This is a genomic window from Modestobacter roseus (genome assembly GCF_007994135.1).
Taxonomy (GTDB): Bacteria; Actinomycetota; Actinomycetes; order Mycobacteriales; family Geodermatophilaceae; genus Modestobacter; species Modestobacter roseus.
On the sequence record NZ_VLKF01000001.1, the window covers coordinates 1,705,445 to 1,730,723 of the forward strand.

The 25,279-nt window shown below is 73.9% G+C and carries 27 protein-coding genes; 8 read left to right on the forward strand and 19 right to left on the reverse strand.

What is annotated here, in order from left to right; translation table 11 throughout:
• Nucleotides 1-3 precede the first annotated feature (3 nt).
• Nucleotides 4-684 carry a response regulator gene (locus JD78_RS08125; RefSeq protein WP_279526834.1) on the reverse strand — a complete coding sequence of 227 codons (681 nt, stop codon included), beginning with the start codon at nucleotides 682-684 and terminating at the stop codon, nucleotides 4-6.
• A 156-nt stretch (nucleotides 685-840) separates the two neighbouring features.
• Between JD78_RS08125 and JD78_RS08130 the strand changes: the two genes are divergently transcribed.
• Both JD78_RS08130 and JD78_RS08135 read left to right on the forward strand, forming a co-directional pair.
• On the forward strand, nucleotides 841-1,179 hold the full coding sequence (locus JD78_RS08130) for a hypothetical protein (RefSeq protein ID WP_153361191.1): 339 nt from the start codon (nucleotides 841-843) through the stop codon (nucleotides 1,177-1,179).
• Nucleotides 1,176-1,394: a hypothetical protein gene (locus tag JD78_RS08135; RefSeq protein WP_153361192.1), complete on the forward strand. Its 219-nt coding sequence runs from the start codon at nucleotides 1,176-1,178 to the stop codon at nucleotides 1,392-1,394. Before JD78_RS08130 ends, JD78_RS08135 begins: the two co-directional genes overlap by 4 nt.
• 102 nt (nucleotides 1,395-1,496) lie before the next feature.
• Here the strand turns inward: JD78_RS08135 and JD78_RS08140 are convergent, their stop codons facing one another.
• The 9 genes from JD78_RS08140 to JD78_RS08180 form a co-directional block, all read right to left on the reverse strand.
• The gene (locus JD78_RS08140; RefSeq protein WP_208104041.1) at nucleotides 1,497-4,232 is read right to left on the reverse strand and encodes an endo-1,4-beta-xylanase; all 2,736 of its coding nucleotides are present in this window, start codon (nucleotides 4,230-4,232) and stop codon (nucleotides 1,497-1,499) included.
• A 262-nt stretch (nucleotides 4,233-4,494) separates the two neighbouring features.
• Nucleotides 4,495-5,364, reverse strand: coding sequence for a class III extradiol dioxygenase family protein (locus JD78_RS08145; RefSeq protein ID WP_153361193.1), 870 nt, complete (start codon nucleotides 5,362-5,364; stop codon nucleotides 4,495-4,497).
• Nucleotides 5,364-5,738, reverse strand: a complete 375-nt coding sequence (gene ligA, locus JD78_RS08150; RefSeq protein WP_153361194.1) for a protocatechuate 4,5-dioxygenase subunit alpha — start codon at nucleotides 5,736-5,738, stop codon at nucleotides 5,364-5,366. The genes JD78_RS08145 and ligA overlap by 1 nt, the downstream gene beginning before the upstream one ends.
• An 88-nt stretch (nucleotides 5,739-5,826) precedes the next feature.
• A complete protein-coding gene (locus JD78_RS08155) occupies nucleotides 5,827-6,105 on the reverse strand; it encodes a muconolactone Delta-isomerase family protein (RefSeq protein ID WP_153361195.1) in 279 nt (92 codons plus the stop codon).
• Nucleotides 6,106-6,123: 18 nt separating this feature from the next.
• Nucleotides 6,124-6,825 carry an alpha/beta hydrolase gene (locus JD78_RS08160; protein ID WP_153361196.1) on the reverse strand — a complete coding sequence of 234 codons (702 nt, stop codon included), beginning with the start codon at nucleotides 6,823-6,825 and terminating at the stop codon, nucleotides 6,124-6,126.
• On the reverse strand, nucleotides 6,822-7,541 hold the full coding sequence (locus tag JD78_RS08165) for a 4-carboxy-4-hydroxy-2-oxoadipate aldolase/oxaloacetate decarboxylase (protein ID WP_228395242.1): 720 nt from the start codon (nucleotides 7,539-7,541) through the stop codon (nucleotides 6,822-6,824). Before JD78_RS08165 ends, JD78_RS08160 begins: the two co-directional genes overlap by 4 nt.
• Complete coding sequence (locus JD78_RS08170) at nucleotides 7,538-8,263, reverse strand: PIG-L deacetylase family protein (RefSeq protein WP_153361198.1); 726 nt, start codon at nucleotides 8,261-8,263, stop codon at nucleotides 7,538-7,540. Before JD78_RS08170 ends, JD78_RS08165 begins: the two co-directional genes overlap by 4 nt.
• Nucleotides 8,264-8,455: 192 nt before the next feature.
• Nucleotides 8,456-9,235 (reverse strand): response regulator transcription factor, encoded by a 780-nt coding sequence (locus JD78_RS08175; RefSeq protein WP_228395243.1) that lies wholly within the window; start codon nucleotides 9,233-9,235, stop codon nucleotides 8,456-8,458.
• The gene (locus JD78_RS08180; RefSeq protein WP_166521076.1) at nucleotides 9,232-10,773 is read right to left on the reverse strand and encodes a sensor histidine kinase; all 1,542 of its coding nucleotides are present in this window, start codon (nucleotides 10,771-10,773) and stop codon (nucleotides 9,232-9,234) included. The genes JD78_RS08175 and JD78_RS08180 overlap by 4 nt, the downstream gene beginning before the upstream one ends.
• A gap of 488 nt (nucleotides 10,774-11,261) precedes the next feature.
• On the opposite strand from JD78_RS08180, the gene JD78_RS08185 reads away from it, so the two are divergent.
• Nucleotides 11,262-12,728: an aldehyde dehydrogenase family protein gene (locus JD78_RS08185; protein ID WP_208104042.1), complete on the forward strand. Its 1,467-nt coding sequence runs from the start codon at nucleotides 11,262-11,264 to the stop codon at nucleotides 12,726-12,728.
• A gap of 91 nt (nucleotides 12,729-12,819) precedes the next feature.
• Here JD78_RS08185 and JD78_RS08190 read toward each other — a convergent pair whose 3' ends face one another.
• Nucleotides 12,820-14,589, reverse strand: coding sequence for an FAD-dependent oxidoreductase (locus JD78_RS08190; RefSeq protein ID WP_153361200.1), 1,770 nt, complete (start codon nucleotides 14,587-14,589; stop codon nucleotides 12,820-12,822).
• Between the two features lie 250 nt (nucleotides 14,590-14,839).
• Here JD78_RS08190 and JD78_RS08195 point away from each other — a divergent pair, with 250 nt between their 5' ends.
• A complete protein-coding gene (locus tag JD78_RS08195) occupies nucleotides 14,840-15,652 on the forward strand; it encodes an IclR family transcriptional regulator domain-containing protein (protein WP_153361201.1) in 813 nt (270 codons plus the stop codon).
• Nucleotides 15,653-15,711: 59 nt separating this feature from the next.
• On the opposite strand, the gene JD78_RS21735 is transcribed toward JD78_RS08195, so the two are convergent.
• Genes JD78_RS21735 through JD78_RS08220 form a run of 6 tightly spaced genes read right to left on the reverse strand, consistent with a single transcriptional unit; the run spans nucleotide 15,712 to nucleotide 19,949 of the window.
• Nucleotides 15,712-15,969, reverse strand: a complete 258-nt coding sequence (locus tag JD78_RS21735; protein WP_208104043.1) for a hypothetical protein — start codon at nucleotides 15,967-15,969, stop codon at nucleotides 15,712-15,714.
• On the reverse strand, nucleotides 15,966-16,664 hold the full coding sequence (locus JD78_RS08200) for a zinc-binding dehydrogenase (RefSeq protein WP_208104044.1): 699 nt from the start codon (nucleotides 16,662-16,664) through the stop codon (nucleotides 15,966-15,968). The genes JD78_RS21735 and JD78_RS08200 overlap by 4 nt, the downstream gene beginning before the upstream one ends.
• 16 nt (nucleotides 16,665-16,680) lie before the next feature.
• Entirely contained in the window at nucleotides 16,681-17,040 is a 360-nt protein-coding gene (locus tag JD78_RS08205) for a hypothetical protein (RefSeq protein WP_153361202.1), read from the reverse strand.
• Nucleotides 17,037-17,912 (reverse strand): DODA-type extradiol aromatic ring-opening family dioxygenase, encoded by an 876-nt coding sequence (locus JD78_RS08210; protein ID WP_153361203.1) that lies wholly within the window; start codon nucleotides 17,910-17,912, stop codon nucleotides 17,037-17,039. Before JD78_RS08210 ends, JD78_RS08205 begins: the two co-directional genes overlap by 4 nt.
• Entirely contained in the window at nucleotides 17,905-18,747 is an 843-nt protein-coding gene (locus JD78_RS08215) for a citryl-CoA lyase (RefSeq protein ID WP_153361204.1), read from the reverse strand. Before JD78_RS08215 ends, JD78_RS08210 begins: the two co-directional genes overlap by 8 nt.
• Complete coding sequence (locus JD78_RS08220; RefSeq protein WP_153361205.1) at nucleotides 18,744-19,949, reverse strand: CaiB/BaiF CoA transferase family protein; 1,206 nt, start codon at nucleotides 19,947-19,949, stop codon at nucleotides 18,744-18,746. Before JD78_RS08220 ends, JD78_RS08215 begins: the two co-directional genes overlap by 4 nt.
• Before the next feature lie 357 nt (nucleotides 19,950-20,306).
• Between JD78_RS08220 and JD78_RS08225 the strand changes: the two genes are divergently transcribed.
• Nucleotides 20,307-21,809, forward strand: coding sequence for an amidohydrolase family protein (locus tag JD78_RS08225; protein WP_208104045.1), 1,503 nt, complete (start codon nucleotides 20,307-20,309; stop codon nucleotides 21,807-21,809).
• A 42-nt stretch (nucleotides 21,810-21,851) separates the two neighbouring features.
• On the opposite strand, the gene JD78_RS08230 is transcribed toward JD78_RS08225, so the two are convergent.
• Complete coding sequence (locus JD78_RS08230; protein WP_153361206.1) at nucleotides 21,852-22,406, reverse strand: NAD(P)H-dependent oxidoreductase; 555 nt, start codon at nucleotides 22,404-22,406, stop codon at nucleotides 21,852-21,854.
• Entirely contained in the window at nucleotides 22,403-23,464 is a 1,062-nt protein-coding gene (locus JD78_RS08235) for an LLM class flavin-dependent oxidoreductase (protein ID WP_153361207.1), read from the reverse strand. Before JD78_RS08235 ends, JD78_RS08230 begins: the two co-directional genes overlap by 4 nt.
• Before the next feature lie 88 nt (nucleotides 23,465-23,552).
• Between JD78_RS08235 and JD78_RS08240 the strand changes: the two genes are divergently transcribed.
• The 3 genes from JD78_RS08240 to pdxY are packed head-to-tail and all read left to right on the forward strand — an operon-like array spanning nucleotide 23,553 to nucleotide 25,278.
• Nucleotides 23,553-24,029: a MarR family winged helix-turn-helix transcriptional regulator gene (locus JD78_RS08240; protein WP_153361208.1), complete on the forward strand. Its 477-nt coding sequence runs from the start codon at nucleotides 23,553-23,555 to the stop codon at nucleotides 24,027-24,029.
• A 9-nt stretch (nucleotides 24,030-24,038) separates the two neighbouring features.
• Nucleotides 24,039-24,368 carry a putative quinol monooxygenase gene (locus JD78_RS08245; RefSeq protein ID WP_153361209.1) on the forward strand — a complete coding sequence of 110 codons (330 nt, stop codon included), beginning with the start codon at nucleotides 24,039-24,041 and terminating at the stop codon, nucleotides 24,366-24,368.
• A 58-nt stretch (nucleotides 24,369-24,426) separates the two neighbouring features.
• The gene (gene pdxY, locus JD78_RS08250) at nucleotides 24,427-25,278 is read left to right on the forward strand and encodes a pyridoxal kinase PdxY (RefSeq protein WP_194290501.1); all 852 of its coding nucleotides are present in this window, start codon (nucleotides 24,427-24,429) and stop codon (nucleotides 25,276-25,278) included.
• Nucleotide 25,279: the final 1 nt, after the last annotated feature.

The window sequence follows — 25,279 nt, forward strand, 5'->3', positions numbered from 1 at the left end:
GGGTCAGGGCGCTGCGCCGGGGCGGCCGCGGAGCTCGGTGGCGAGGATCGCCGCCTGGGTGCGCCGTTCGAGCCCCAGCTTGGCCAGCAGGTGCGACACGTAGTTCTTGACGGTCTTCTCGGCCAGGAACATCCGCTCACCGATCTGCCGGTTGGTGAGCCCCTCCCCGATCAGCTCCAGCACGGTGCGCTCCTGGTCGCTGAGCTTCGCCAGCGGCCCGGCCGGCTCGGCGGCCCGGCGCATGCGCTCCATCACCGCCGCAGCCGCCGTCGGGTCGAGCAGCGACCCCCCGGCAGCGACCGTGCGCACCCCGGCGACCAGGTCCTGGCCGAGGATCTGCTTGAGCAGGTAGCCGGAGGCGCCGGCCATGATCGCCTCGAAGAGCGCCTCGTCGTCGCTGTAGCTGGTCAGCATGATGACCTTGAGGTCGGGCATCTTGGAGCGGAGCTCGCGGCAGACGCTGACGCCGTCGCCGTCCGGCAGCCGCACGTCGAGCACCGCGACGTCCGGACGCAGCGCCGGCACCCGGGCCAGTGCCTCGGCGGCGTTCTTCGCCTCGCCCACCACGGTGATCCCCGGGTCGGTCTCCAGCACGTCGGCGACGCCGCGCCGGACGATCTCGTGGTCGTCGAGCAGGAACACCCGCACCGGGGTGGTCGCCGCCTCCCCCGTTCCACTGGTCACCAGCTGCCTGCCTCTCCCGCGCCGGTCCCTCCGGGCGTTCCGGCCTCCCACGCTAGAGGCCCCCGACCGCACGGCACACGGGCACTTGGTCCCTCGTCCCGGACCCGCCCGCAGGGGACGCTGGAGCCGGGACCGGCACCACCACCAGGGGGAGACATGACGGGACCGGCCACCGGCAGGTACCGGCTCGAGTCCGACGACCTCGGCGTGACCGCGCTCGACGCGAGCGGCCGCCCGGTGGCGCACGTCGAGGTGCGCGCCGACGACGCGGCGGTGCGACTGGAGTTCTGGCTGGCCCAGGCGGCGCCCCGGCACGTCCGGACGGAGCTGACCCGGTCGGTGTTCCGGCACGCCGCCCTCCGGCCCCGGCGCGCCGTGCTGGCCGCCGTGCCGCACGGGGAACCCGACGTGCTGGCCGAGCTGCGCGCCCACGTCTCCGACACCCGCACGCACGTGGCCGGCGCCACCTGCCTGCTGGAAGGGCGGGTCCGGTGACCCGCATCCCCCCGTGGTCGGAGCTGACGCCCCGTCAGCAGGCGGTCGTCCGCACCCTCGCCTCGGTGCAGCTGTCGCTGGCCGCCACCGCCTGGGCCGACCTCGCGACCCGCCCGGCCGCCGAGGTGAACGGCAGCAAGGCCCGCTGGGCCCTGGTCATCTCCGTGGGCTGGGTCGGGCCGCTGGCCTGGTTCCGCCGGGGACGGCGCGGCTGACCGCTCCTCCCGGACGCGACCGGCCCCCGCCCACCTGACGGTGGACGGGGGCCGGCGTGCTGCGGTGGGCCCGCGGGCCCGGTGCTCACCTGTGGACGGCGATCACTTCCGGACGTCGATGGTGACCGAGGTGGTCGCGGTCACCGGCGCCCCGAGGGCGTCGGTCATCGACAGGGTGCAGTCGAACGACGCCGTCCCGACCTGCGTGGGCTTGCCGCGCAGGGTGAAGTTGGCGTTCTGCCCGGCCGGGTAGTCGCGGTTGCCGACCTGGCGGGCCGACCCGGGGGCCAGCTCCAGGCTCATCGGCGCGCCGGCCGTCTGGGTGCAGGAGTACTGGAAGGTGTCGCCCAGCAGCACGCCCTTCCCCCTGTTGCCGAACTGCACGACCAGCTGGACCGTCTGCTTCGCGTTCGCCCGCACGACCGGCCCGTTGTTGATCTGCTGGTACAGCCGCGTCGTGGTCGCCGGCGGGGTGACCACCACGTCGAACCGGCCCGGGGTGGCGACGTTGCCCGCCCGGTCGGTGGCGGTGCAGGTGACCGTCGTGGTGCCGATCGGGAACAGCGCGCCCGACGGCGTGTCGCAGGTCGGCACGATCGCACCGTCCCGGGTGTCCCCGGTGACCGGCGGGGTGTAGGTCACCTCGGCACCGGTGACGCCGGTGGAGGTGGCCAGCACCGGGTCCTTGGCGGCGATCCGCGGCGGCGAGACGTCCGCCGGGCGGGCCGGCAGCCGGCTCGGGTCGACGATGCCCCAGTAGGCCGGGGTGACCTGCAGGTCGTCGTCGAACGGGGTCGGCTGCTCCCACGGGCGGGCGGCCGGCCACGTGCGCAGCCAGCTGCGCGCGTTGCTGATCCCCCACACGGTCACCGACTCGAGGGAGTCCGAGTGGTCCCGGAACACCTCGAACAGGTCCCGCCAGTAGTAGCCGAGCTCGGCGGCCGCGTCGGCGTCGTCGGCGTAGGCCGGCGAGTGCTGCGGCACGGTGCCGTTGCTGACGTCGGCGCCGTTGTTCTCCTTGGAGTCGCTGACGTCGAGCTCGGTGATCGCCTGCAGCAGCGGGCGGCCGGTCTCGGCGCTGAGCCGCTCCACGCCGGCGAGGGAGTCACCGACCCACTCCACCGGGCGGGCGAAGTCCACGTGCACCTGGTGCCCGACGCCGTCGATCGGCACGTCGCGCTGGATCAGGCTGCGCACCAGGTCCAGGTAGTCGGCGCGCTTCTCCGGCATCTCGGTGTTGTAGTCGTTGATGAACAGCTCGGCCTCGGGGAAGTACCGGTCGGCGAGCCGGAAGGCCTCGTCGACGAACTGCTCGCCGAGCACCTGGAACCAGCGGCTGTCCCGCATGTCGTGCGGGTTGGCGTTGTCGCCGTCGGCGATGACCTCGTTGACCACGTCCCAGGCCCAGATCGGGGAGTCCCCGTCGGGGTAGCGGGCGTCGATGTGGTCGGCGATCCCCTTGATGTGCGCCTCGAGCCGGGCGCGCAGGATCGCCTGGTCGGCCGGGCTGCTGGTCAGGTTGCGGTCGCCGTCCCTGAAGAACCAGGCCGGGGTCTGCGAGTGCCAGGCGAGCACGTGGCCGTAGACGTCGGTCCCGGTGGCGTCGGCGAAGTCCAGCAGGCGGTCGAGGTTGGTGAAGTCGAACGTCCCCTCGGTGGGCTGCACGACCTCGGGCTTGCCGTCGTTCTCCGGGGTGATCGCGCCGTAGTGCTTGGTGACCAGCTGCGCGGCGCGGCCCACGGTCTCGCGGGAGTCGATGGCCACGCCCACGTGCTCGAAGCCCTGGGCGCCGAGCACGTCCTGCAGGGCCGGGACGTCCTGGATCGGGGTCTCGGCGAACGGCGCGACGGTCACGTCGTCGATCAGGAAGCTCTTCCCGGCGTCGCCCTCGACGTAGAGCTGCGCCGAGTCGATCGGCGCGCCGAGGGTGTAGGTGCCCCGCAGCCGGGTCCACTCGGCGTCGGTGACGACCGCGCTGGCGCCGCCGATGTTCTCGTAGTTCGTCTGCGTGCCGCGGTCGCGCTGGATCGACGCACGCAGCGACGCCGACCCCTGGCCGGGCGCCAGCTTGGCCCAGACGGTCACCTGCACGGTCTGGCCGACGGCCAGGTTGCGGGTGACGTCGATGGCCGGGCCCTGCCAGTTCTGCAGCCGGTTGGTGGCCAGCAGGCTGGCGGAGCCGCTGTGCGCGTCGCTGGTGGTGCGCTCGACCAGGGCGTCACCGCGCGGGCCCCAGCCCTGCAGCCCGTCCTCGAAGTCGGTGGCCAGCGGGGCCACGGTGCCCGGCTCCTGCGGCGCCGCCGCCTCGCCGACGATCGTGACGTCGTCGAGGAAGAAGTCCTGGGTGGCGTCGGGGCTCTCGAAGTACGGCTCCAGCTGGCTGACGCCGCCGGCGAACTCGTAGCTGCCGCTGAGCTTGGTCCAGCCGCCGTCGGAGACCGCGACCTGGTAGGCCACGGAGTCGTAGGAGGCGGCACCGCCCTCCGGGGTGCGGGCCACGCTCAGCGACACCTGGTCGCTGCCCGCGCCGGCAGGCAGCTTGACCCAGCCCTCGATCGTGTACTGGCCGGCCGGCATGAACGGCCGGGCGTCGAGGCCGGCGCCGTGCCAGTTCTGGCTGCGGCCGGTGACGGCGAGGCTGGCCTCGCCCGTGCGGGCCTCGTCGGTGCTGACGGCGACGGCCGCGTCACCGCGGCCGAACCAGCCGTCGGTCCCGGTCTCGAAGCCGGTGCTGTGCACCGTGGTGGGTGCTGCGGCAGCCGCGGGCGCGGCGACCACGCCGGCCCCCGCCACCAGGCCGAGCATCGCTGCCCCGCCGACCAGACGTCGTTGTCTCATGTGTTCGTGTTCTCCTCGGGATGGATCGCGCAGCCACTGTGCTTCCGGATGGATCCCGGGCGGTTATCGAAACTTTCCGGTACCGCGCCGACCGAAGTGAAGCTCACCACTTCGGGGGAAGTCAATGGGCGGCACACGACCGATCTTGGGTGAACGCCGCGTGTCCGCGGTGTGTCGCGGCCGTAACGGATGTGACTCCGGACACGACCGAGCCCGGCCCCGCGCAGGCGGGACCGGGCTCGGTCGGAGGGTATGGCCGGGGTCAGGCCGGCTGGAGGGCCCTGCTGTCGGCCTTGTTCTCGAACAGGGCCAGCGCTGCCGCGGTGTTCGACGCCGCCACGAAGTAGGTGTCGTGCACCCGCGTGATGTCGTCGTCCAGCGCACCGCGCATGATCAGCCACATGATCATCTCGATGCCCTCGGAGCCGGCCAGCCGGACGTAGTCCTCCCGGGACAGCGCGGCCAGCTTCGCCGGGTCGGACTGGATCTCCGCCAGGAACCGGCGGTCGAAGTCGGAGTTGATGAACCCCGCCCGCGCCCCCGCGAGCTGGTGGGACATGCCGCCGGTGCCGAGCACCCCGACCGTGATGTCCTCGGGGAAGTTGCGGATGGCCCGGCCGAGCGCCTTGCCCAGCGCGTAGCAGCGCGCGGCGGTCGGCTGCGGGTACTGGATGACGTTGACCAGCAACGGCACGACCGGGCACGGCCAGGCGTCACCGGGCTCCGGCGTCCACACCGACAGCGGCACGGTCAGGCCGTGGTCGACCTCGAGCTCCTGGAAGACGGTGAGGTCGAAGCCGTCGTCGACCAGGTTCTCCAGCAGGTGCAGGGAGAGCTCGGGGTGGCCGACCACCTCGGGCACCGGACGCTGACCGAAGCCCTCGTCGGCCACCGGGTAGCGCTCGGCGGTGCCGATGCCGAACGTCGGCACGATGTCCAGGTCGATGCCGTTCGCGTGGTCGTTGTAGATCACGATCGCGACGTCGGGCTTGTGCTCCGCCAGCCACTCACGGGCCGGCTGGTAGCCGTCGAACAGCGGCTTCCAGTTGTCGTCCTGGGTCTTCTCGCGGTCCATCGCCGCGCCGATGGACGGCACGTGCGACGTCGCCAGCCCCCAGATCACCTCGGCCATCAGGACCGCCCTCCCGCGGCGAGCGCCGCCTTGAACTCGTCCTCGGTCATGCCGGTGAACACACCGCCGAGGTACTGCATGGAGCGCCCGTCCATCATGGCGAGCTTGTAGACGTAGAAGATGCTGCCGCCGAGGTCGATCATCGCCTGCCAGTCGCGCTCGGTGACCGCCGTCGTCTGCTCGGGGGTGAGCCCGAACTCCGCGCAGTAGGCGGGCTCGTCGGACAGGAAGCGGTCCCGGGCCTCCTTGGTGCGCAGGCTCATGAACAGCTTGTTCATCTTGAACCCGCGCCGGCTGGTGGCGCCGTCGAAGATCGGCGTACCCGGCACGTCGATCTTCGGCCGGGGTGGTGCGCTGGTCTGGTCGGTGCTCATGAGGGCCTCCTCGCCCGTCGGCCGTGCTCCCTGCTGCTGTCCCTGCTGCCGTTCAGCTGCGTGCTGCCGTTCACGTGCGTGCTGCCGTTCAGGTGCGCTCTTGGGGGTGGGTGGCCAGCGCCTCGACGTGCACGTCGAGCCAGGGGGCCATGGGCAGCGACATGAGCGCGTCGTGCAGCTCGGCCGGGTCCGCCGCCTCGTAGAGGCCGACGGTGGCGTTGCGGCCGGGCACCCGCCACAGCCGCTTGAGCACCCCCGCCTCGCGCAGCTCGACCGCGCGCGCCCGCTCCCCGGCGCGCAGCTCGGCCCGCCGCTCGGGCGGGAAGTCGGCGGGCAGCCGGTTCTCCGACCGGACCAGGAACTCCATCTGCAGGTCTCCTCCCGCTCAGGCCAGCTCGTGCAGCACGTCGGCCAGCGCCTTCGGCGCCGTGACCATCGCCTCGTGCCCGGTCTCCAGCTCGTGCACCGGCCAGCCGCGCTCCCGCGCCCGGTCGGCCTGCGACTGGAACACCCGCATCCAGCTCACGCACTCGATGAACGCCGCCGGCACCGCGTCGGCGGCCCCGGAGAGTCGGAGCGGGTCGGTGTAGGTCTTCCACGGGTGCGCGGTCAGCCGCGGGGTCAGCCAGTCGACGTCGGCCTGCTCGGTCACCCCGAGCACCGACAGCTTGCGCACCGGGACCAGCCAGCCGAAGCCCTGCTCCGCGGCGGACTCCGCCCAGTGGTGCGCCACCGTCTCCGGCTGCAGCGAGACCGCGGTCTCCCCGTCGGACCCGACGAAGGCGTCGAGGAAGACCCGCCGGCGGATCCGCTCGGGCACCCGGTCGGCGACCATGCTGACCACGTGCCCGGCGTAGCTGTGCCCGACGAGCACGACGTCGGTCAGGTCGAGCACCTCGATCAGCCGGGTGACGTCCTCGGTGTGGGTGTCCAGCCCCACCTGGGGCGACAGCAGGTGGGCCCGCTCGGAGAGCCCGGTCAGCGTCGGCGTGTGCACCTCGTGGCCGGCGGCGCGCAGCAGCGGGGCGACCCGGTCCCAGCACCAGCCGCCGTGCCAGGCGCCGTGCACGAGGACGAACGTGCTCATGCCCGGTCCTCCTGCCCAGCGGCCGGCGCCTCGGTGGCGCGGACGTAGCTGACGCCCAGCGCGGCGAGCTTCTCGCGCATGCCGTAGACGTCGAGCCCGAGCACGCCGGCCTGGAACTGCTCGCGCTTGGCCTGCTCGTTCGCCTCCCGGGCGGTGGCCGCCTCGGCCACCGCGGGCGCGTCCGCACGCGGGACGACGAGCACGCCGTCGTCGTCGGCGACCACCACGTCGCCGGGCTGCACCAGGGCACCGGCGACGACGACCGGCACGTTCACCGAACCGGGCGTGGCCTTCACGGTGCCCTGCGCGGAGACCGCGCGGGACCACACCGGGAAGCCCATCGCGGTCAGGTCGGCGACGTCGCGCACCCCGGCGTCGATGACCAGGCCGAGCACGCCCCGGGTGGCCAGCTGGGTGGCGAACAGCTCGCCGAACATGCCGTCGGTGGACGGCGAGGTGGTGGTGACCACCAGCACGTCACCCGGCCCGCACTGCTCGATGCTCGCGTGGATCATCAGGTTGTCGCCGGGCTGGCTGAGCACCGTGACGGCGCGGCCGGCGATCCGGGCGCCGGGATAGATCGGGCGCAGCACCGGGTGGGTGAGCCCGCGGCGGCCCATCGCCTCGTGCGCCGTGGCGACCCCCGCCTTCCCCAGGACGGCCACGGCGTCGGCGTCCGGGCGTGGGGTGTCGGTGACGATCACGTGCCGGGTCACCACAGCTGGTCCCCCACCGTCGGGAAGGTGCGCTGGAAGGCCTCGGCCTGGGTGACGCCCTTCGGGGCGCCGTTGCGCCGGGCCTGCACGCCGCGCCGGGTGCCGAGCTGGGTGTAGTAGTCGACCAGGTGGCCCTGCCCGCCGCCCATGCACTGCATGGCCTTGCTCTTGAGCTCGAACACCGGCGTGATGTCCAGCAGCAGCTCCGGGACGAACCCGCACACCTCGGGCTGGTGCGGCTCGAACTGCAGCACCTGGGCCGCGCCCAGCGGCGTCGCGCCCGGGTCGTGCCCGTGCGCCTGGGCGACCATCCGGGTGAGCAGGGTGGTCTCGTGCGCCAGGTTGTGGTCGCGGTTGTACGGGTCGTTCGCCACGTGGGTGAGCAGTACGTCGGGCAACCGCTCGCGCATCACCCCGACGATCCGGTCCTGCGCGGCCTCGTCGACCCGCAGCGGGTAGTCGCCGAGGTCGAGGAAGTCGATGCTCGCGCCGAGCAGCCCGGCGGCCTCGGTGGCCTCCGCTCGGCGGGCGTCCTTGACGCCCTGGAGGGTCATCCCCTCCTTCGCCCACAGCCCCTGCGACTCGCCCCGCTCACCGAAGCTGAGGCACAGCACGTGCACCGAGGCGCCGCGCTGCGCCGAGAGCGCGATCGCTCCCCCGGCCCGCCAGACGAAGTCGGCCGAGTGGGCGCTGATCACCAGCACGGACTGGGTGTCGGGCATCGGCTGCGCGCGCTCCTCGGCTCGGGGACTGGTGCTGCAACGGTCGCCGTCGGGAGTGACCGGTGCCACGTCCACGCTATGCCTGCGGGGCACTCCGGGGTATCCGTCGGCGGTCAGCACGTGACCGGGCACTGCGACAGGGGTCGCCTACGTCATCCGTCGCGATAGTCCGGTACAGCCGGGGGCCGGCGGTCAGCTGGGCGGCGGGATGAGCCCGTCGCGGATGGCCAGCAGCGCGGCCTGGGTGCGGGAGGTGAGCTGGAGCTTGGCGAGCACGTTGCTCACATGGGTGCGGGCGGTGCGCTCGCTGATCACCAGCCGGTCGGCGATCTCCCGGTTCGAGTGGCCCTGCGCCACCAGCACCAGGATCTCCCGCTCCCGGGTGGTGAGCGCCGCCAGCCCGACCTGCGGGCCGGACATCCGGCGGGTCAGCTGCCGGGCCACCGCGGAGTCCAGGTGCACCTCCCCCGCCGCCGCGGCCCGCACCGCGGCGACCACCTCGGTCGGCTCGGCGTCCTTGAGCACGTAGCCGGAGGCGCCGGCGGCCAGGGCCGCGTGCACCCGCTCGACCTCGCCGAAGCTGGTCAGCACCACCACCGCGACGCCCGGGTGCACCCGCACGATCGCCTCGGTCGCCTCGATGCCACCCATCCGCGGCATCTGCAGGTCCATCAGGACGACGTCCGGCAGCGGCGCACCGGTGGTCCGCCGCTGGGCCAGCTGGGCCAGCGCGTCCTGCCCGTCACCGGCCTCGGCGATCACCTCCAGGGCGGGGACCGCGTCGACGTAGGCCAGGATGCCGCGCCGCACGACGGCGTGGTCGTCGACGACCATGAGCCGGATCGTCGCCGTCTCCGGGGCACCCGTCTCCGGGGCACCCGCCTCCCCTGCGCCCGCGTTCCGGACACCCGACTCCCGGACACCCGACTCCCGGACACCCGACTCCCGGACACCCTGCTGCTGCTCTGTCACCGGTCCAGCCCTCCCTGGGTCCGCTCTGGTTGCTGCTCGACCAGCGGCAGCGTCAGCTGCACCTGCCAGCCTCCACCCTCGCGCGGTCCGGCGGTGCAGCGCCCGCCCCACCGCTCGGCGCGCTCGCGCATCGACACCAGGCCGAGCGTGGGCCCGGCCGGGGCCTCCCCACCGCCGCACCCGTCGTCGGTCACCGTCACCACCAGGCAGTGCCCGTCGGGTTCGAGTGCGAAGCGGACCTCCACGGTGCGCGCCCGCGCGTGCTTCACCACGTTGTGCAGCGCCTCCTGCACCACCCGGTAGACGTCCTCCTGCACCGTCAGCTCCCAGGCGGGCTCGACGTCGCCGTCGGCGAGCACCTCGACCACCAGGCCGGTGCGGACCTCGACGCTGTCGGCGTGCGCGCGCACCGCCTCGACCAGCCCCCGGTCGGCCAGCTCCAGCGGCCGCAGCTCGAAGACCAGCCCGCGCAGGTCGGCCAGCGCGCTCTGCGCCAGCTCGGCCAGCTCGCCGGCGGCGGCCCGCACCCCGGCCGGCCCGGCCTCCCCGGCGTCCAGCTGGGCGCGCAGCGCGCCGGCCTGCAGGCGCATGCTGAACAGCTGCTGCACCACCGAGTCGTGCAGGTCCCGGGCGAGCCGGCGGCGCTCGTCGGACTCCGCCTCGGACCGGGTGCGGGCCAGCAGCGCCGCGATGTGGATGGCGACCGCGGCCTGGTCGGCCATCGCCTCGAGGAAGGCCAGCGAGCTGGCGCTGGGGTCCTCCCCCGGCTTGTAGTAGGCGTTCATGACGCCGACGGTGCGACCGCCGACCACCAGCGGCACCGAGGCGAAGCTGTCCCAGTCGGGGGTGTCCATCACCGCGTGCAGCGGCGCCCAGCGCGGGTCGGCCATGATCACCGGCTTGCGATGCCGGACGACCACCGGCCGGCCGGTCGCGAAGGCGTCCATGAACCGGACGTGCGCTCCCAGCCGGCGGACCGCCGACAGCCGCTCGGTGAAGTCCGCGGCGTCGCCGAACCCGGCCATGCCCAGCACCCGCACCTCGGCCCGCGGGTCGTCCAGGGCGAAGATCTGCACCGCGCCCAGCTGCGCGGTCCGCACCACCTCCCGCGCCACCGCGTCCAGCGTCGTCCGCAGCGAGCGGACGCCGGCCACCTGGGCCGCGGCGCGGGTGATCGCGGTCAGCCGGTCCTGCTGGCGCAGTTCGTCGGTGACGTCGCTGAACCAGACCGCGGCGTGCCCGTCGGGCAGCGTCGTGAGCCGGTACTCCAGCACCCGCCGGCGGCCGTCGACGGTGGTGACCGTGAGCAGCGCCCCGCTGCCGTCGGGCACCCCGAGCCCGGCCGGTGAGGTGCCGAAGGGGACGAAGTGCGGCGGCAGGTCACCGCCGGCCAGGCCGAGGAGCGCCCGGCCGGCCCGGTTGACCCGCACCAGGTGGCCGTCGGGGTCGAGCACGCCGAGGCCGTCGGCGGAGACCTCGACCAGGGCGACCAGCAGGTCCTGCGCCGTCTGCTCCTGCGCCGTCGCTCCTGCGCTCATCGCCACCCACCCCCAGCTCGGGTCCGGCCGCACCGGTGCGGCCGGACGACCAGAGCGTGGCAGGTCGAGGGTCCGGGCAGGACGGGGTGTCACCCCGGCGGGGTCCGCCACCGCAGGATCACCCGGCGGCGGACGGCGGGCAGGCGGCGCGGACCACGGGTGCGCTCCTCTCGGCGGGGCACCGGGCGAGCGGCCCGGCCGGTCGCCGGACCGGCCGGATCCCGGTGCCGCCATGCAACCCGGTACCACCTGCGCTGTCCCGCGCCCCCGGGCGTGATCCCCCTACGTCATCCGTCCCAGACCCGGCCGCCGCCAGGCCGCCACCCCGCCCGGGACGGACGACCCGACCCGGGCGGCCGCGGGGTGACGATCTGCGGACGACTGTCCGCAACTGCTTCCGTCCCGGCACGGGCCTGCCTACGGTGGGCGGAGAAACACCCCGGGCCGTACGTACCGGCCCTGGTCACCGCCGACCCCCGGGAGCATCCGTGCCGCCCCTCGCAGACCTGCCCGAGATCACCACCGACCTCTTCATCAACGGGGAGGTGCACACCACCGACGACCGGCTCCAGGTCGTCGACCCGGCCGACGGCGTCTCCGTCGTCGGCTACGCCGCGGCCGCCAGCGCCAAGCAGGCCGAGCAGGCCGTCGCCGCCGCCCACCGCGCGTTCCCGGCCTGGGCCGCCCGCACCCCGGCCGAGCGGGCCGAGCTGATCACCGCGGCCCTCGCCCCGCTGGAGGCCGACCGGCCGGCCACCGCCGAGGTGCTCACCCGGGAGAACGGCAAGATCCGGATGGAGTCCTTCATCGACTCCATCGTGTTCGCCCACCGCTTCGGGCTGGCCACCGGGCTGGTCGACGAGGTCGACCGGGCGGTCGAGCTGGCCGGTCCGCCGACCGACCTGCGCATCTCCTACCTGCCGCTGGGCGTCGTCACGATCATCGTGCCGTTCAACTGGCCGCTGGCGATCCTCGCCGCCTCGCTCCCCCAGGCGCTGCTCGCCGGCAACACCGTGGTGGTCAAGCCGCCGCCGTCCTGCCCGCTGGCCACCACCCGCACCGTGCAGCAGGTCGCCGCGCTGCTGCCCCCGGGTGTGCTCAACGTGGTCACCGGCGCCGACGCCGAGATCGGCGGGGCGCTGATCCAGGACGACCGGGTGAAGAAGGTCTGCTTCACCGGCAGCCCGGGCGGCGGCAAGCGGATCATGGCGATGGCCAGCGAGTCCCTGACCCGCGTCGCGCTCGAGCTGGGCGGCAACGACCCGGCCCTGGTGCTGGCCGACGCCGTGCTCGACGACGACGCCTTCCAGAAGCTCTACAGCGGCACGTTCGACTCGACCGGCCAGATCTGCATGGCCGCCAAGCGGATCTACGTGCACCGCTCGCGCTACGACGAGGTCGTCGAGGGCCTGTCGGCGGCGCTGTCCGGCGTGCGCCTGGGCCACGGGCTCGACGAGGGCGTGAACATGGGCCCGCTGCACAGCCCGAAGCAGAAGGAGTACGTGCAGGAGCTGGTGGAGGCCTCCCGCGCCGCGGGCTTCGAGGTGCGCGAGTTCGGCGAGGCGGCCCCGGGGGCGGACACCACCCGCGGCAACTTCCTGCGTCCCTCGCTCGTGCTCGACCCCAGCGACGACGCGCGGATCGTGGTCGAGGAGCAGTTCGGGCCGACCATCCCGATCCTGCCGTTCGACGACGACGAGGACGCCATCGCCCGGGCCAACGACACCTGGTCGGGCCTGTGCTCCTCGGTGTGGACCGCCGACCGCGACCGCGCCGCGGCTGTGGGCGCCCGGCTGCGCACCGGCTACACGTTCGTGAACTCCCACGGCGCCGGCGTGCTCGACGAGCGCGCCCCCTTCGGTGGCTTCGACGGCAGCGGGATGGGCCGCGAGATGGGCATCGAGGGCATCCGCGAGTTCATGGACACCCACTCGGTCGGGCTGCCGCCCCGCTGAGTCGCCGGGGCCCCGCGGGGGCCCCGGCCGCCGTGCTCGGGCGGGTCGGCCCCGCCCGAGCACGGCCGTCAGCCCTTCCCCAGCTCGGCCGTCAGCCCTTCCCCAGCACGGCGGTCAGCGCCGTCCGGAGCCAGTCCGCCGCCTGCCCGGCCGACTCCGGCGCCTCGAGGTGGCGGGCCGCCACGTAGCAGTCCGGCCGCACCAGGAGCACCCCCGCGTCGCCGATCTCGCGCAGCTCCGCCCAGGTGCCGTACGGGTCCTCGAACGGCTCCCCCGGCCCGATCGACACCGGCGTCAGCTCCAGCCCCAGCTCCTCGCCCAGAGCGGCCGCCGCGTCCAGCCACGGCTGCCCGCCGATGCCGGTGACCACGCTGAACCGGCCGTGCCCGACGAGGTCCAGGGTGGAGACCCGGTGACCGTCGCGGGTGACCCAGGTGTGCGGCAGCTTCGCCCCCGGCCAGGTGGTCGGCTGGGCGTAGAGCACCGGGTCGCGCCGGTACTCCGGCATCGGCGTCCCGTCGGGCACCACGGCGCCCGAGGCGTAGCGCTGGTTGTGCTCGACGCCGTGCGCGTCGAACTCGTGCGCCTTGTAGGCGATCGCCTCCCGCAGGGCGGCCCGCACCTTCTCCCCCTCCGGGCCGGGCGCCTTGCGCAGCGCGAGCTGCTGCGCCAGCCGGTCGACGTCGGTGGTGTCGGTCAGGTCCAGCGCCTGCAGGATCCGGCCGGTGTCGGCGATGCTCTGGTTGGCCCGCTCGACGATCTGCCGGGCGATCGGGGCCCGCTCGGCGTCGTAGCTGTCCAGCAGCCGCGGGGACGCCGTGCCGGCGACGACGTGCGCCAGCTTCCAGGCCAGGTTGTAGGAGTCCTGGATGGAGGTGTTGGAGCCCAGCCCGTTCGTCGGCGGGTGGCGGTGCACCGCGTCGCCGGCGCAGAAGACCCGGCCGCGGGAGATGGTGGTGGCGAAGTGGTGGTTGACCGTCCACGGCGAGCGGGAGGTCACCTCCATCTCGAAGTCGTCGGTGCCCACCAGGGCCACGGCGAGCTCCCGGACGACGTCGTCGGTCAGGGTGGGTGGCCCGGCGGCGACCTCGTAGCCCCACATCAGCATCCACTCGGTCCACGGCTTGATCATCCGCAGCACGCCGAGGCCGACGCCCTCCTTCTCCGCGCCCGGCTGCACCATCCAGTAGAGGACCGAGGGCCGGTGCGCGACGAGGTGGGTCAGGTCGGCGTGGAAGACGATGCTCAGCGCGCCGGCCACCGCACCGGGGCCCTCGAAGGGCAGGTCCAGGTCGGCGGCCACGGCGCTGCGCGCCCCGTCGGCCCCGACCAGGTAGCGGGAGCGGATCGTGTACTCGGCCCCGGTGAGCCGGTCGCGCACCGTCGTCGTCACGCCGTCGTCGTCCTGCTCGTGGCGCAGGTACTCGGTGTCGAAGCGCAGCCGGGCGCCGCGCTCCTGGGCGGCCTTGGCCAGCACCGGCTCGGTGATCGTCTGCGGCGCGTCGAGCATCGTGCAGGGGCTCGCCAGTTCGTAGTCGGCGTGCCGCACCGTGTCGGTGCCCCAGGACGGGATCCGGCCCAGCTCCTCACCGGCGAGGCTGGTGCAGAAGGTGGTGTTGCCCATCTGCTCCCAGGGGGTGGCCAGCGCCAGCAGCGTCTCCTCGACGCCCATGTCGCGCATCGTCTCCATCGTGCGCTGGTTGGTGATGTGCGCCCGCGGGGTGTCCGAGAGCCGGCTGTACTTGGTCACCAGCAGGGTGCGGGTGCCGTAGCTGGCCAGGAAGAGCGCGGCGGACGCTCCCGCCGGCCCCGACCCCACCACCAGGACGTCGGTCTCCACGTCGACTCCGCCAGCGGTCATCTGCATCTCCCGGGGGGCTCGAGGGGCGCGTACGGCGGTCCGCGATACGGCCGCCCAAGAGGTACCCAGCTCCCGCTGGTGTGTCAAGGGTCACTCGGTGACCGGTCGGAGCAGGCCCGCGGTCGACCAGCCGGGCGGACGACTGTCCGGACCCGGCGCCCGGGCGGGTGACCGGGCGGGCCGGGGAGGGCGACGGACGGCGCGCCCCGTGCCATCCTGGGCGCGGCCGGACGACCGAAGGGGGCCACCGATGGCAGGGCGCGGCAGCGGGCCGGACTTCGTGGAGGCGCTGGCCCGCGGGCTGGACGTGCTGGCGTGCTTCGGTGCCGACCGGCCGACGATGACCCTCAGCGAGGTGGCCACCGCCGCCGGTCTGGCGCGGCCCACGGCCCGGCGGCTGCTGCTCACCCTCGAGGAGCTCGGCTTCGTCCGCACCGCCGGCAACGGCTTCGCGCTGACCCCCAAGGTGCTGACCCTCGGCATGGCCTACGTCGGCGCCCTGGGCCTGTGGGACATCGCCCGGCCGCACCTGGAGGCGCTGGTCGCCCAGACCGGCGAGTCCTCCTCGATGGCACAGCTCGACGGGTCGGACATCGTCTACGTCGCCCGGGTCGCGGTGCCGAAGCTGATCGCGCTGCGCGTGGAGATCGGCACCCGGTTCCCGGCGGCGCAGACCTCGCAGGGCAAGGTGCTGCTCGCCGCCCTCTCCCCCGCCGAGCTCGACGCCGTGCTCGCCCAGCCCAGCCGGGCCGGGCTGCCGCCCTACACCGGCTCCTCGTCCGGGCAGCTGCACAGCGAGCTGACCGAGGTGCGGGCGCGCGGCTGGGCGCTGGCCGACGAGGAGCTGGCCCCCGGGGTCCGCTCGGTCGCCGTCCCGGTCCGCGACGGCTCGGGCGTCGTCCGGGCCGCGATGAACGTGACCGTGCACGCCGCGGAGACCAGCCGGGAGACGCTGCTGGGCGAGCACCTGCCCCGGCTGCTGCGCACCGCGGGTGACGTCAGCGCGGAGTGGGCGCTGTGGCAGTCCCGCCCGCACGTGGCGCGCCCCCGCAGCACCGCCTGACGGGCAGAAATGGCCATTCTCGCCCATCCGGAGAGGGGCGAAAATGGCCATTTTCGCCCTCAGGCGGGGACCAGGACCTGCCGCACGCCGCCGGCGGCGGTGGCCGCCCACGCCTCGGGGCCGCGGTCCAGCGGGCGCACCTCGTGCTCGACGCCGAGCGCCCCGGCCGCCGCGTGCCCGAGCACCGCGGTCAGCGCGCCGGCCCGCTGCTCCGCGGTGAGCGCGTTGTTGGTGTAGCCGAGCACGTCGGCGGACCGGCTGCGCAGCGCCGCGGAGGAGAACTCGGCGGTGTCCGCGCCCGAGCCGCCGAGGTTCACCAGCCGGCCGCCGGGGCCAGCACCCGGCTGGCCGCGGTGGCCGCCTCGCCGAACACCGGGTCGACGACGACGTCGGCCGCCCCGCCGCAGGCGGCACCGAGCCGTCCGGCGAGGGCGGCGACGTCACCACCGGTGCGCACCACCTCGTCGGCGCCGGCCCGCGCGGCCCGCTCGGCCGCGGCGTCGGACCGGCACAGCGCGACCACCCGGCCGGCGCCGAGCGCCCGGGCGGCGCCGACGGCGACCTGGCCGACCGCTCCGCCGGCGCCGAGCACCAGCACCGTCTCGCCGGACTGCAGCCGGGCGCGCCAGGTCAGCGACATCCAGGCGGCGACGGCGGAGAGCCCGAGCGCGGCCACCGCCGGGTCGGCCACGCCGTCGGGCAGCGGGACGACGTCGGCGTCCGGGACGGCACACCGCTCGGCGAGGCTGCCGTCACCGGGCGCCATCCCCGCGGAGGTGGCGAACCAGACGCGGGTGCCGGCCGGCAGGACGCCGGACTCCTCGACCACGCCGACGCCCTGGACACCGGGGACGTAGGGCACCGCCGGTCGCCCGAAGTAGGAGGTGCCCGAGGCGCACAGCAGGTCCAGCGGGACCACCGGCGCCGCGGTCACCCGCACCGTCGTCCGGTCGGGCCCGGCCGCCGGGTCGGGGTGCTCCCCCACCACCGGCGGCCGACCCGGCTCCCGCACCAGGAGCGCCCGCACCTCAGGTCGCGATGTCCGGGTAGGGCAGCGAGATGTGCTCCATCGCCTTGCCGTAGGCCTTCTGGTACTCCAGCGGCCCGTGGTCGCGCTCGAACATGGCGATGAACAGGGTGAGCGTGAGGAACGGGTGCGCCCCCAGCTGGAAGAGCGCCACGTGGTCGTGCTCGCGCAGCGCCCGCCGCTCCTCGTCGTCGAAGGCCAGCCAGGTGGTGCGCTCGTCGGCGATGCAGTTGAGCAGCGTGTTCGCCATCTCCGCCTCCCACCACTCGACGGTGCCGGTGGGGTCCTCGCGGTACCGCTCGACGAGCTCGGGGTCGCGGTCGACGGTGTAGAGGAACTTGTCGATCAGGTACTTGCTCATCGCTCGCTCCCCGCCGGGACCCCGTTCGGGTACCAGGTGAAGTAGGCCTCCATGGTGTGGAACAGGTCCAGGGTGTCGACGTGGTCGGCCTTCTGGCCCTCGCCGGCGACGCCCATCATCAGCATGAAGTCCATGAACCCGTGGGTGGCGTTCCCCGGGGTGTGCAGCGACTCCAGCGAGACCTCGGCCAGGCAGCCCTCGATGTCGCCGCTGGCGATCCACTCGACGGCCTTGCGGTCGAACTCCGGGTCGGGCCCGTGCTCACCGAACTGGCGCGGCCCGCCCAGCTCCAGCGACAGGTGCCCGGTGCCGATGACGGCGACCCGCTTGTCGCTGTCCCAGCTCTCCACCATCTCCCGGATGGCCCGCCCCAGCTGGACGAAGCGCTTCGGCTGCGGCAGCGGTGGGGCGAAGATGTTGGTGTAGATCGGCACGATCGGCAGGTCGGCCTGCGGCCGGAGCGTGATGATCGGGCAGGTGATGCTGTGGTCGATCCGCAGCTCGTTGCTGAAGGCCAGGTCGAAGTCGCGGTCGAGTCCGTCGCGCAGCAGGTGCGCGGCCAGGTCCTCCTCGCCGCGCAGCGTCATCCGCGGGAGGCCGAACTCGCGCTCCTCGTTGTAGAAGTTGGCGTCGAAGAACGGCGCCTTGCCGACCAGGAACTGCGGCATGTTGTCCAGCCACAGCTGGTGGAAGTGGTCGCTGCCGACCATCACCAGCACGTCGGGCTCGGCCCGGGTCAGCGTCTCCCGGAACGCCTCGATCTTGGCCACCCACTCGTCGGCGAACGGCGGCCGGTCCGCGCCGGTCGACGTGCTGGCCCGGTAGTAGAACGGGTGGTGGGTGGACGCGATGACCGCGGCCAGTTCAGCCATGAGTACCTCCGTTGGTCTCAGCGGACGGGAGAGCGTCGGGCACGTACGGATCGGGGGCGACGGACCGGTTGTTCAGGTCGACGGCGAGGAAGACGTCGTTGGCCACCGGGTGCCGCAGCTCCTCGGCGAGCTGACCGATGAGCCCGGCGGTGCGGGCCAGCAGCGCGAAGCCGCGCAGCAGCTCCAGCGGCAGGCCGAGGTCGGCCAGGGCGGCGCCGCAGACGCCCGCGCCGTTGAGCGGCAGCGTCTTCCCCAGCACCTGGGGGTGGACCCGGCCGATGGCCGCGAACAGCGACAGGTGCGGGCCGTAGAGACCCTCCTCCGCGGCGATCTCGAACAGCCGCGGGGTGCGCGGGTCACCCTGCTTGTGCACGTGGTGGCCGAGCCCCGGGACGAACCGGCGGGCGGTGCGCTGGGCGGTGACGGTCTCCAGCGCGAGGGCGTCCCAGCCGGCGTCGTCGGTGGGCAGCTCGCCGTCCACGCCGGTGAGCACGTCGTGCAGGAAGCGGCCGCAGTCCTCGGTGACGCCGAGGAACCGGGACCCACCGCCGAGCAGCCCGGCGGCCAGCGCGCCCTGCACCGAGTCGGGCGCGGACAGCCAGGTCAGCCGGGTGACGATCGCGGTCGGGGTGAAGCCGTGGTCGGCGAGCGCGGCCAGCACCGACTCGAACACCCGGGTCTCCCCCGGGGTGGGGCGGCGCTGGGTGGCCAGCCAGAACGCCAGCTCACCGAACCCGACCGAGCCCATCACGTCACGGGCGAGGTCGGTGCCGAGCAGGGTGATCGACTCCAGGCTGGAGGCCCCCAGCGCGGTCGGGTACTCGGGGGTGGTCACTGCCCGGCCTCCTCGGGTGCGCTCAGCCAGCGCCGCAGCTCCGCCCCGTGCTCGTCGAGCCCGGGCGGCGGGAGCCGGTAGTCGGCCGGGGTCTCGGAGAAGGTGATCGGGTTGCGCACCGAGGGGACGGCCGAGCCGCCGTCGCCGACGCGGACGACGGGGTCGAGCCCGATCCGCTCGGCGAAGGCGACTCCCTGGTCCACGGTGTTGATGGGACCACACGGGACGCCCGCGGCGATGATGTCGGCGAACCACTCGTCCTTGGTGCGGGTGCGCAGCCGTTCGACCAGCAGCGGGCGCAGCTCGTCGCGGTTCGCCGTGCGGTCCTCGTTGCGGGCGAACCGGGGGTCCTCCGCGAGCTCCGGGACGCCGAGCACCTCGACCAGCTTGCGGAACTGCCCGTTGTTGCCGGCGGTGATGATCAGGTCGCCGTCGGCGCAGGGCAGCGGCTCGTAGGGGAACAGGCTCGGGTGGCTGTTGCCCATCCGGAAGGGCACCACCCCGCCGGCCACCACCGCGCTGGCGTGGTTGACCAGCCCGGACAGCGCCGAGGAGAGCAGGTTCACCTCGACGTGCTGACCGCGGCCGGTCTCGTGCCGGGCGTTGAGCGCGGCGAGCACGCCGATGGTGGCGTGCATCCCGGCCATCACGTCGAACACCGAGATGCCGGCGCGGTAGGGGTCGCCGTCGGGGTCACCGGTGAGGCTCATCAGCCCGGAGATGGCCTGCACGATGAGGTCGTAACCGGGCAGCTCCGCGCCACCGGGCTGGCTGCCGAAGCCGGTGATCGAGGCGTAGACGACGCCGGGGTTGTCCCGGGCGACCGTCTCGTAGTCCAGCCCGAACCGGCCCAGGCCACCGGTCTTGAAGTTCTCGATCAGCACGTCGGCGCGGGTGGCCAGCTCGCGGGCCACGGCGACGTCGTCGGGGTCCTTGAGGTCCAGCGCGATCGACCGCTTGTTGCGGTTGACGCCCAGGTAGTAGGTGGAGAGGCCGTCGCGGACCGGGGGCTGCCAGGTGCGGGTGTCGTCGCCGTTGGGGCCCTCGACCTTGACCACCTCCGCGCCCAGGTCGGCGAGGAGCATGGTGGCGTAGGGGCCGGCCAGGATCCGGGAGAAGTCGGCGACCAGCAGGCCGCTGAGCGGGCCCTGCGGACGGGCGGGGCCGGGCTCGGCGCCGGGCAGCGCGGGGTGCTCGGGCATCAGGTCAGGCACTCCTCGACGGTGAGGGCCGCCATGCGGACGGCCGTCCGGCGGACGTCCGAAGTCTTCGACGCACGGGCTCCGCTGTCAAGCGCCGCGCCGGCCGGCCGCCACCGGCCTGGGCGCCCGCCGACGCGCCGCCGTGGGGCACGGATCGTCGCTCCGGGCTCGGAGAGCGACGATCGGTGCGCAACAGCGCGAGGCGCAGAGGCCGGGAGCGGGCCGCGGGCAGGCTCGCGACGGCGACAGGCCCCCGCGTGCACCCCTTGACATGTGGCGGGCGCCACGCCGACAGTGGTCGCACGTCGTGACCGTTGGACGGACGTCCGTCCGCACGCCTGGATCCCTGGAGGAACCGTGTCCGATCCCGACACCGGAGTCGTGGACCAGCCGGCCGGCCGGCCCGTCGTGCTGCGCGGCGGCACCGTGCTGACCATGGACGATGCGCACACCGTGCTGCACGGGGCCGACGTCCTCGTGGTCGACGACCGCATCGCCGCCGTCGGCCCCGCCCTCGAGGTGCCCGCCGGGACGCTGGAGATCGACGCCGCCGGCGGGATCGTCATGCCCGGCATGATCGACACCCACCGGCACATGTGGCAGACCGCGATGCGCGGCTACGGCGCCGACTGGACCCTGACCCAGTACTTCGTCTGGTACTACCTCGAGCACGGGCGGGCCTTCCGCCCCGAGGACGTGCACGCGGGCAACCTGGTCTCGGCCTGGGACGCGCTGGAGGCCGGCGTCACCACCACCGTCGACTGGTCGCACGGCCTGCAGACCGTCGACCACGCCGAGGCCGCCGCCGACGCGCTGCTCGCCGTCCCCGGCCGGTTCGTGCTCGCCTACGGCAACATCCAGGCCGGCCCCTGGGAGTGGACCGCCGACCCGGCCGTGCAGGCGTTCCTCGCCCGCCGCCGCGACGAGGGGAAGCTCGGCCTGCAGCTGGCCTTCGACGTCACCGGCGACCCGGCGTTCCCGGAGAAGGCGGCCTTCGAGGTGGCCCGCGAGCTCGGCCTGCCGGTGACCACGCACGCCGGCGTGTGGGGCGCCACCAACGACGACGGCATCCGGCTCATGCACGAGAACGGGTTCATGACCCCGGAGACCGTCTACGTGCACGCCGCCACGCTGCAGACCGACTCCTACCACCGGATCGCCGCGACCGGCGGCTCGATCTCGGTGTCCACCGAGTCCGAGCAGAGCGCCGGGCAGGGCTACCCGCCCACCTGGCAGGTGCGCCGGCACGACATCCCGGTGTCGCTGTCGATGGACACCAGCGTGTGGTGGAGCGGTGACCTGTTCTCCGCGATGCGGACGACGCTGGGCGCCGACCGCTCGCGCGAGCACCTGGAGGCGCACGCCAAGGGCGAGACCGTCACCCACGTGCACCTGCGCGCCGAGCAGGTCGTCGACTGGGCCACCCGGGGTGGCGCGAAGGCGCTCGGCCGGGACGACCTGGGCAGCCTCGAGGTGGGCAAGAAGGCCGACGTCGTGCTGATCAAGAACGACGCGTCGCCGGTGTCCTTCCCGCTGCTGAACCCCTACGGCCACGTGGCCTTCCAGGCGCAGCGGGGCGACGTGCACACCGTGCTGGTCGACGGCCGGGTGGTGAAGTCCGGCCACCGCCTGGTCGGGGCGGACCTGGCGGCGGTGCGCCGCACGGTCGAGTCGACGGTGGCGCACCTGCGCTCGACGCTGGGCGAGGATGTCTGGGCCCAGGGCATGAACCCGGACCTGCCCGGCGACGAGGTGCTGGACAACCCGTACACCTACACCGAGTACAAGTCGCACTCCACGCACGGTGCCCGGGGCGACCTCTTCGGCGAGCCGTCGGACGACGTCCACACCCGCCACTGACCACCCTGCCGCCACCGCCGCACGGCGGTGGCGGCAGGCGTGTCACCCGTCCTGCAGCCGGGCGCGCAGCAGGTCGGCGACGTCGGCCAGGCCCACCTCGACCCGGCTGTACACCTCCGGGTCGAGCACCAGCGCGCCGTCGAAGGAGCCGGCCGAGGCGTAGAACGCCACCGGCACGGTGAGCGCCTGGAAGAAGGCGAACAGCGGCCGCAGCTGGTGCTCCAGCACCAGGGCGTGCCGGTCGCTGCCACCGGTGGCCACCAGCAGCACCGGGGTGTTGGCCAGCGCGTACTGGCCGACCAGGTCGAACAGGTGCTTGAACATCCCCGGGTACGACCCGCGGTAGACCGGCACCGCGGGGATCAGCAGGTCGGCGGCCTCGACCGCCCGCAGTGCGGCCTCGACCTCGGCGGTGACGTCGTCGCGGGTGACCGCGCCGGTGAAGCCCGGGCCCAGCCCGTACACGTCGACCCGCTGCACCTCGATCGGCATCAGGTCGGCGAGGGTGTCGGTGACCAGGCCGGCCAGGCCCATCGTCCTGGACCCCTCGGCGCGCGGGCTGCCGTTGACGACGACGACCCGCAGCGGGCGGCTCACGCCCCGGCCGCCGCGGGCACCCGGACCTCCCGGCGCAGCACCGGGGCGACCTCGCTGCCGAACAGCTCGATGGCCGCCAGGTGCTCGCGCTGCGGCACGCCACCGAAGCCCAGCTGCACGTTGGCCCGGGTGACGCCGTACAGCTCCGCGAAGGTGGCGATCTTGTCGATGACCTCCTGCGGGCTCCCGACGACGAGGCCGCCGCCCGGGGTCGCCTGCGCGTCGAAGGCCCGCCGGGGCAGGTCGAAGCCGCGGCCCCGCTGGTGGTTGTTCTCCCGCATGCCGACCGAGAAGTACGGGAACATCGTGTCCCGCGCCGCCTGGCTGGTCCGGCCGACGTAGCCGTGGGTGTTGATGCTGATCGGCAGGGTCGCCGGGTCGTGGCCGGCCTCGGCCGCGGCCTGCCGGTAGTACCCGACGGTCGGCAGGTGCGAGTTCACCGGGCCGAGCAGGATGGCCAGCGCCATCGGCAGCCCGAGCGCCCCGGCGCGGACCGCCGACGACGGCGTGCCCCCGACGCCCACCCAGATCGGCAGCTCGTCCTGCACCGGGCGGGGGGCGACGTCGGCGGCGACCAGCGGAGGGCGGTGCCGGCCGGACCAGGTGACCGGGTTGGCGCCACGGATCGCCAGCAGCAGGTCCAGCTTCTCCGCGAAGAGCTCGGCGTAGTCGGCCAGCGAGTACCCGAACAGCGGGAAGGACTCGGTGTAGGAGCCCCGTCCGGCGATCAGCTCGGCCCGCCCGTCGGAGATCAGGTCGAGGGTGGCGAAGTCCTGGAACACCCGGACCGGGTCGTCGGAGCTGAGCACGGTGACCGCGCTGGTCAGCCGGATCCGCTCGGTGCGCGCCGCGGCGGCGGCCAGCAGCGGCACCGGCGAGGAGGCGATGAAGTCCGACCGGTGGTGCTCGCCCACGCCGAACACGTCCAGCCCGACCTGGTCGGCGAGCACCGCCTGCTCGACCGTCTCCCGCACCCGGGTCTGCGGCGACGGCGTCGTCCCGGTCGACAGGTCCGGGGTCACCTCGCCGAAGGTGATGATGCCCAACTCGAAGGCCATGGGGCTCCCTCTCTCTCGTCCGGGTGGTCGCGCCCCACCGTACGCGGTTTTGCTGACGTGTCAGGTAACTGCGGGATAGGCTGCCCCCGTGGACGACGCCACCTGGCTGGACGAGCGCGAGGAGCGGGTGTGGCGCGCCTTCCTGGCGCTGGGCCGTGCGGTGGACGTCGCGGTCGAGCAGCAGCTCACCGCCGAGGGGCTCTCCACCGCGGAGTACGCGGTGCTCGCCTCGCTGTCCGAGGCACCGCAGGGTGCGGTGCGGGCCCGGGAGCTGGCCCGTGAGATCGGCTGGGACTCCAGCCGGCTGGCCCACCAGCTGCGCCGGATGGAGAAGCGCGGACTGCTCACCCGCGGCCAGTGCCCCGACGACGCGCGCGGGACGATGGTGCACCTGACCACCGAGGGACGGGCGGCCCTCACCCGGGCCGCGCCGGGGCACGTGCGCACCGTCCGCGCACACTTCGTCGACCTGCTCACCGCCGAGGAGCAGACGTCGCTGGCGGCGGTGCTCGAACGGCTCCGGGCGGCGTCCGGCGACGAGGCGCCCGGCCGGCTCCCTGGTTAGCCTGACCGGGTGATCCTGATCGTGGTCAAGTTCCCCGTCCGCCCCGAGTTCGCCGACCGCTGGCCCGAGCTGGTCAGCGAGTTCACCACCGCGGTGCGCGCCGAGCCCGGCAACGTGATGTTCGAGTGGTCGCGCAGCGTCGACGAGCCGGACAGCTACGTGCTGGTCGAGGGGTTCGCCGACGCCGAGGCCGGTGCCACGCACACCTCGTCGGCGCACTTCCGGAAGGCGATCGACGAGATGCCCGACTGGGTCGCCGGCACACCGTCGATCATGTACGTCGACTCCGCCGACCTCGCCGGCTGGGGCCCGATGGCGGAGGTGCAGCCGCGCGGCTGACCGGCACCCGCACACCGGCCGGGAGACCGGCCCCGGCCGGTGTGCGACCGTTCCCGTCATGGTGAACGTGCTCTCCATCCAGTCGCACGTGGCCTACGGCCACGCCGGCAACGCCTCGGCGGTCTTCCCGCTGCAGCGCCTGGGCATCGAGGTCTGGCCGGTGCACACCGTCCAGTTCTCCAACCACACCGGCTACGGCGACTGGACCGGCCGGGTGTTCGACGGCCAGGCCGTCGACGAGGTCGTGCAGGGCATCGAGGACCGGGGCGTCCTCGGCAGCTGCGACGCGGTGCTCTCGGGCTACCTCGGCTCGGCCGACATCGGGCACGCGGTGCTCGGCTCGGTGGCCAAGGTGCGCAGCGCCAACCCGGCAGCCGTCTGGGCCTGCGACCCGGTGATCGGCGACGTCGGGCGCGGGGTGTTCGTGCGGCCCGGCATCCCGGAGTTCATGCGCGAGGTCGCCGTCCCGGCCGCGGACATCGTCACCCCCAACCACTACGAGCTGGACCTGCTGTCGGGCACCGAGACCCGCTCGCTGGCCTCGGTCAAGGACGCGGTCGCCGCCGTCCACGCCCTCGGCCCGCGGGTGGTGCTGACCACCTCGCTGGTCGCCGAGGACACCCCGGACGACGCCGTGGACCTGCTGGCGTCGGAGGGCGGCCGGCACTTCCGGGTGCGCACCCCGCGGCTGGACCTGTCGGTCAACGGCGCCGGTGACGCGATCGCGGCGCTCTTCCTGGCGCACTGGCTGGACACCCGCTCGGCCGCCGAGGCCCTCGGCCGGGCCGCCGCGTCGGTGTTCGGGCTGCTGCGGATGACCGCGGAGGCAGGGTCCCGGGAGATCCTGCTGGTCGCCGCCCAGGACGAGTACGTCGCCCCCACCCAGACCTTCGACGTGACCGAGGTGTGAC

Excerpts from the sequence above, each read along its gene's own strand:
- JD78_RS08130 (WP_153361191.1), top strand. The coding sequence starts at position 841 with ATGACGGGACCGGCCACCGGCAGGTACCGGCTCGAGTCCGACGACCTC.
- JD78_RS08140 (WP_208104041.1), bottom strand. The coding sequence starts at position 4,232 with ATGAGACAACGACGTCTGGTCGGCGGGGCAGCGATGCTCGGCCTGGTG.
- JD78_RS08145 (WP_153361193.1), bottom strand. The coding sequence starts at position 5,364 with ATGGCCGAGGTGATCTGGGGGCTGGCGACGTCGCACGTGCCGTCCATC.
- ligA (WP_153361194.1), bottom strand. The coding sequence starts at position 5,738 with ATGAGCACCGACCAGACCAGCGCACCACCCCGGCCGAAGATCGACGTG.
- JD78_RS08155 (WP_153361195.1), bottom strand. The coding sequence starts at position 6,105 with ATGGAGTTCCTGGTCCGGTCGGAGAACCGGCTGCCCGCCGACTTCCCG.
- JD78_RS08160 (WP_153361196.1), bottom strand. The coding sequence starts at position 6,825 with ATGAGCACGTTCGTCCTCGTGCACGGCGCCTGGCACGGCGGCTGGTGC.
- JD78_RS08170 (WP_153361198.1), bottom strand. The coding sequence starts at position 8,263 with ATGCCCGACACCCAGTCCGTGCTGGTGATCAGCGCCCACTCGGCCGAC.
- JD78_RS08180 (WP_166521076.1), bottom strand. The coding sequence starts at position 10,773 with ATGAGCGCAGGAGCGACGGCGCAGGAGCAGACGGCGCAGGACCTGCTG.
- JD78_RS08190 (WP_153361200.1), bottom strand. The coding sequence starts at position 14,589 with ATGACCGCTGGCGGAGTCGACGTGGAGACCGACGTCCTGGTGGTGGGG.
- JD78_RS08195 (WP_153361201.1), top strand. The coding sequence starts at position 14,840 with ATGGCAGGGCGCGGCAGCGGGCCGGACTTCGTGGAGGCGCTGGCCCGC.
- JD78_RS08205 (WP_153361202.1), bottom strand. The coding sequence starts at position 17,040 with ATGAGCAAGTACCTGATCGACAAGTTCCTCTACACCGTCGACCGCGAC.
- JD78_RS08210 (WP_153361203.1), bottom strand. The coding sequence starts at position 17,912 with ATGGCTGAACTGGCCGCGGTCATCGCGTCCACCCACCACCCGTTCTAC.
- JD78_RS08220 (WP_153361205.1), bottom strand. The coding sequence starts at position 19,949 with ATGCCCGAGCACCCCGCGCTGCCCGGCGCCGAGCCCGGCCCCGCCCGT.
- JD78_RS08235 (WP_153361207.1), bottom strand. The coding sequence starts at position 23,464 with ATGGCCTTCGAGTTGGGCATCATCACCTTCGGCGAGGTGACCCCGGAC.
- pdxY (WP_194290501.1), top strand. The coding sequence starts at position 24,427 with ATGGTGAACGTGCTCTCCATCCAGTCGCACGTGGCCTACGGCCACGCC.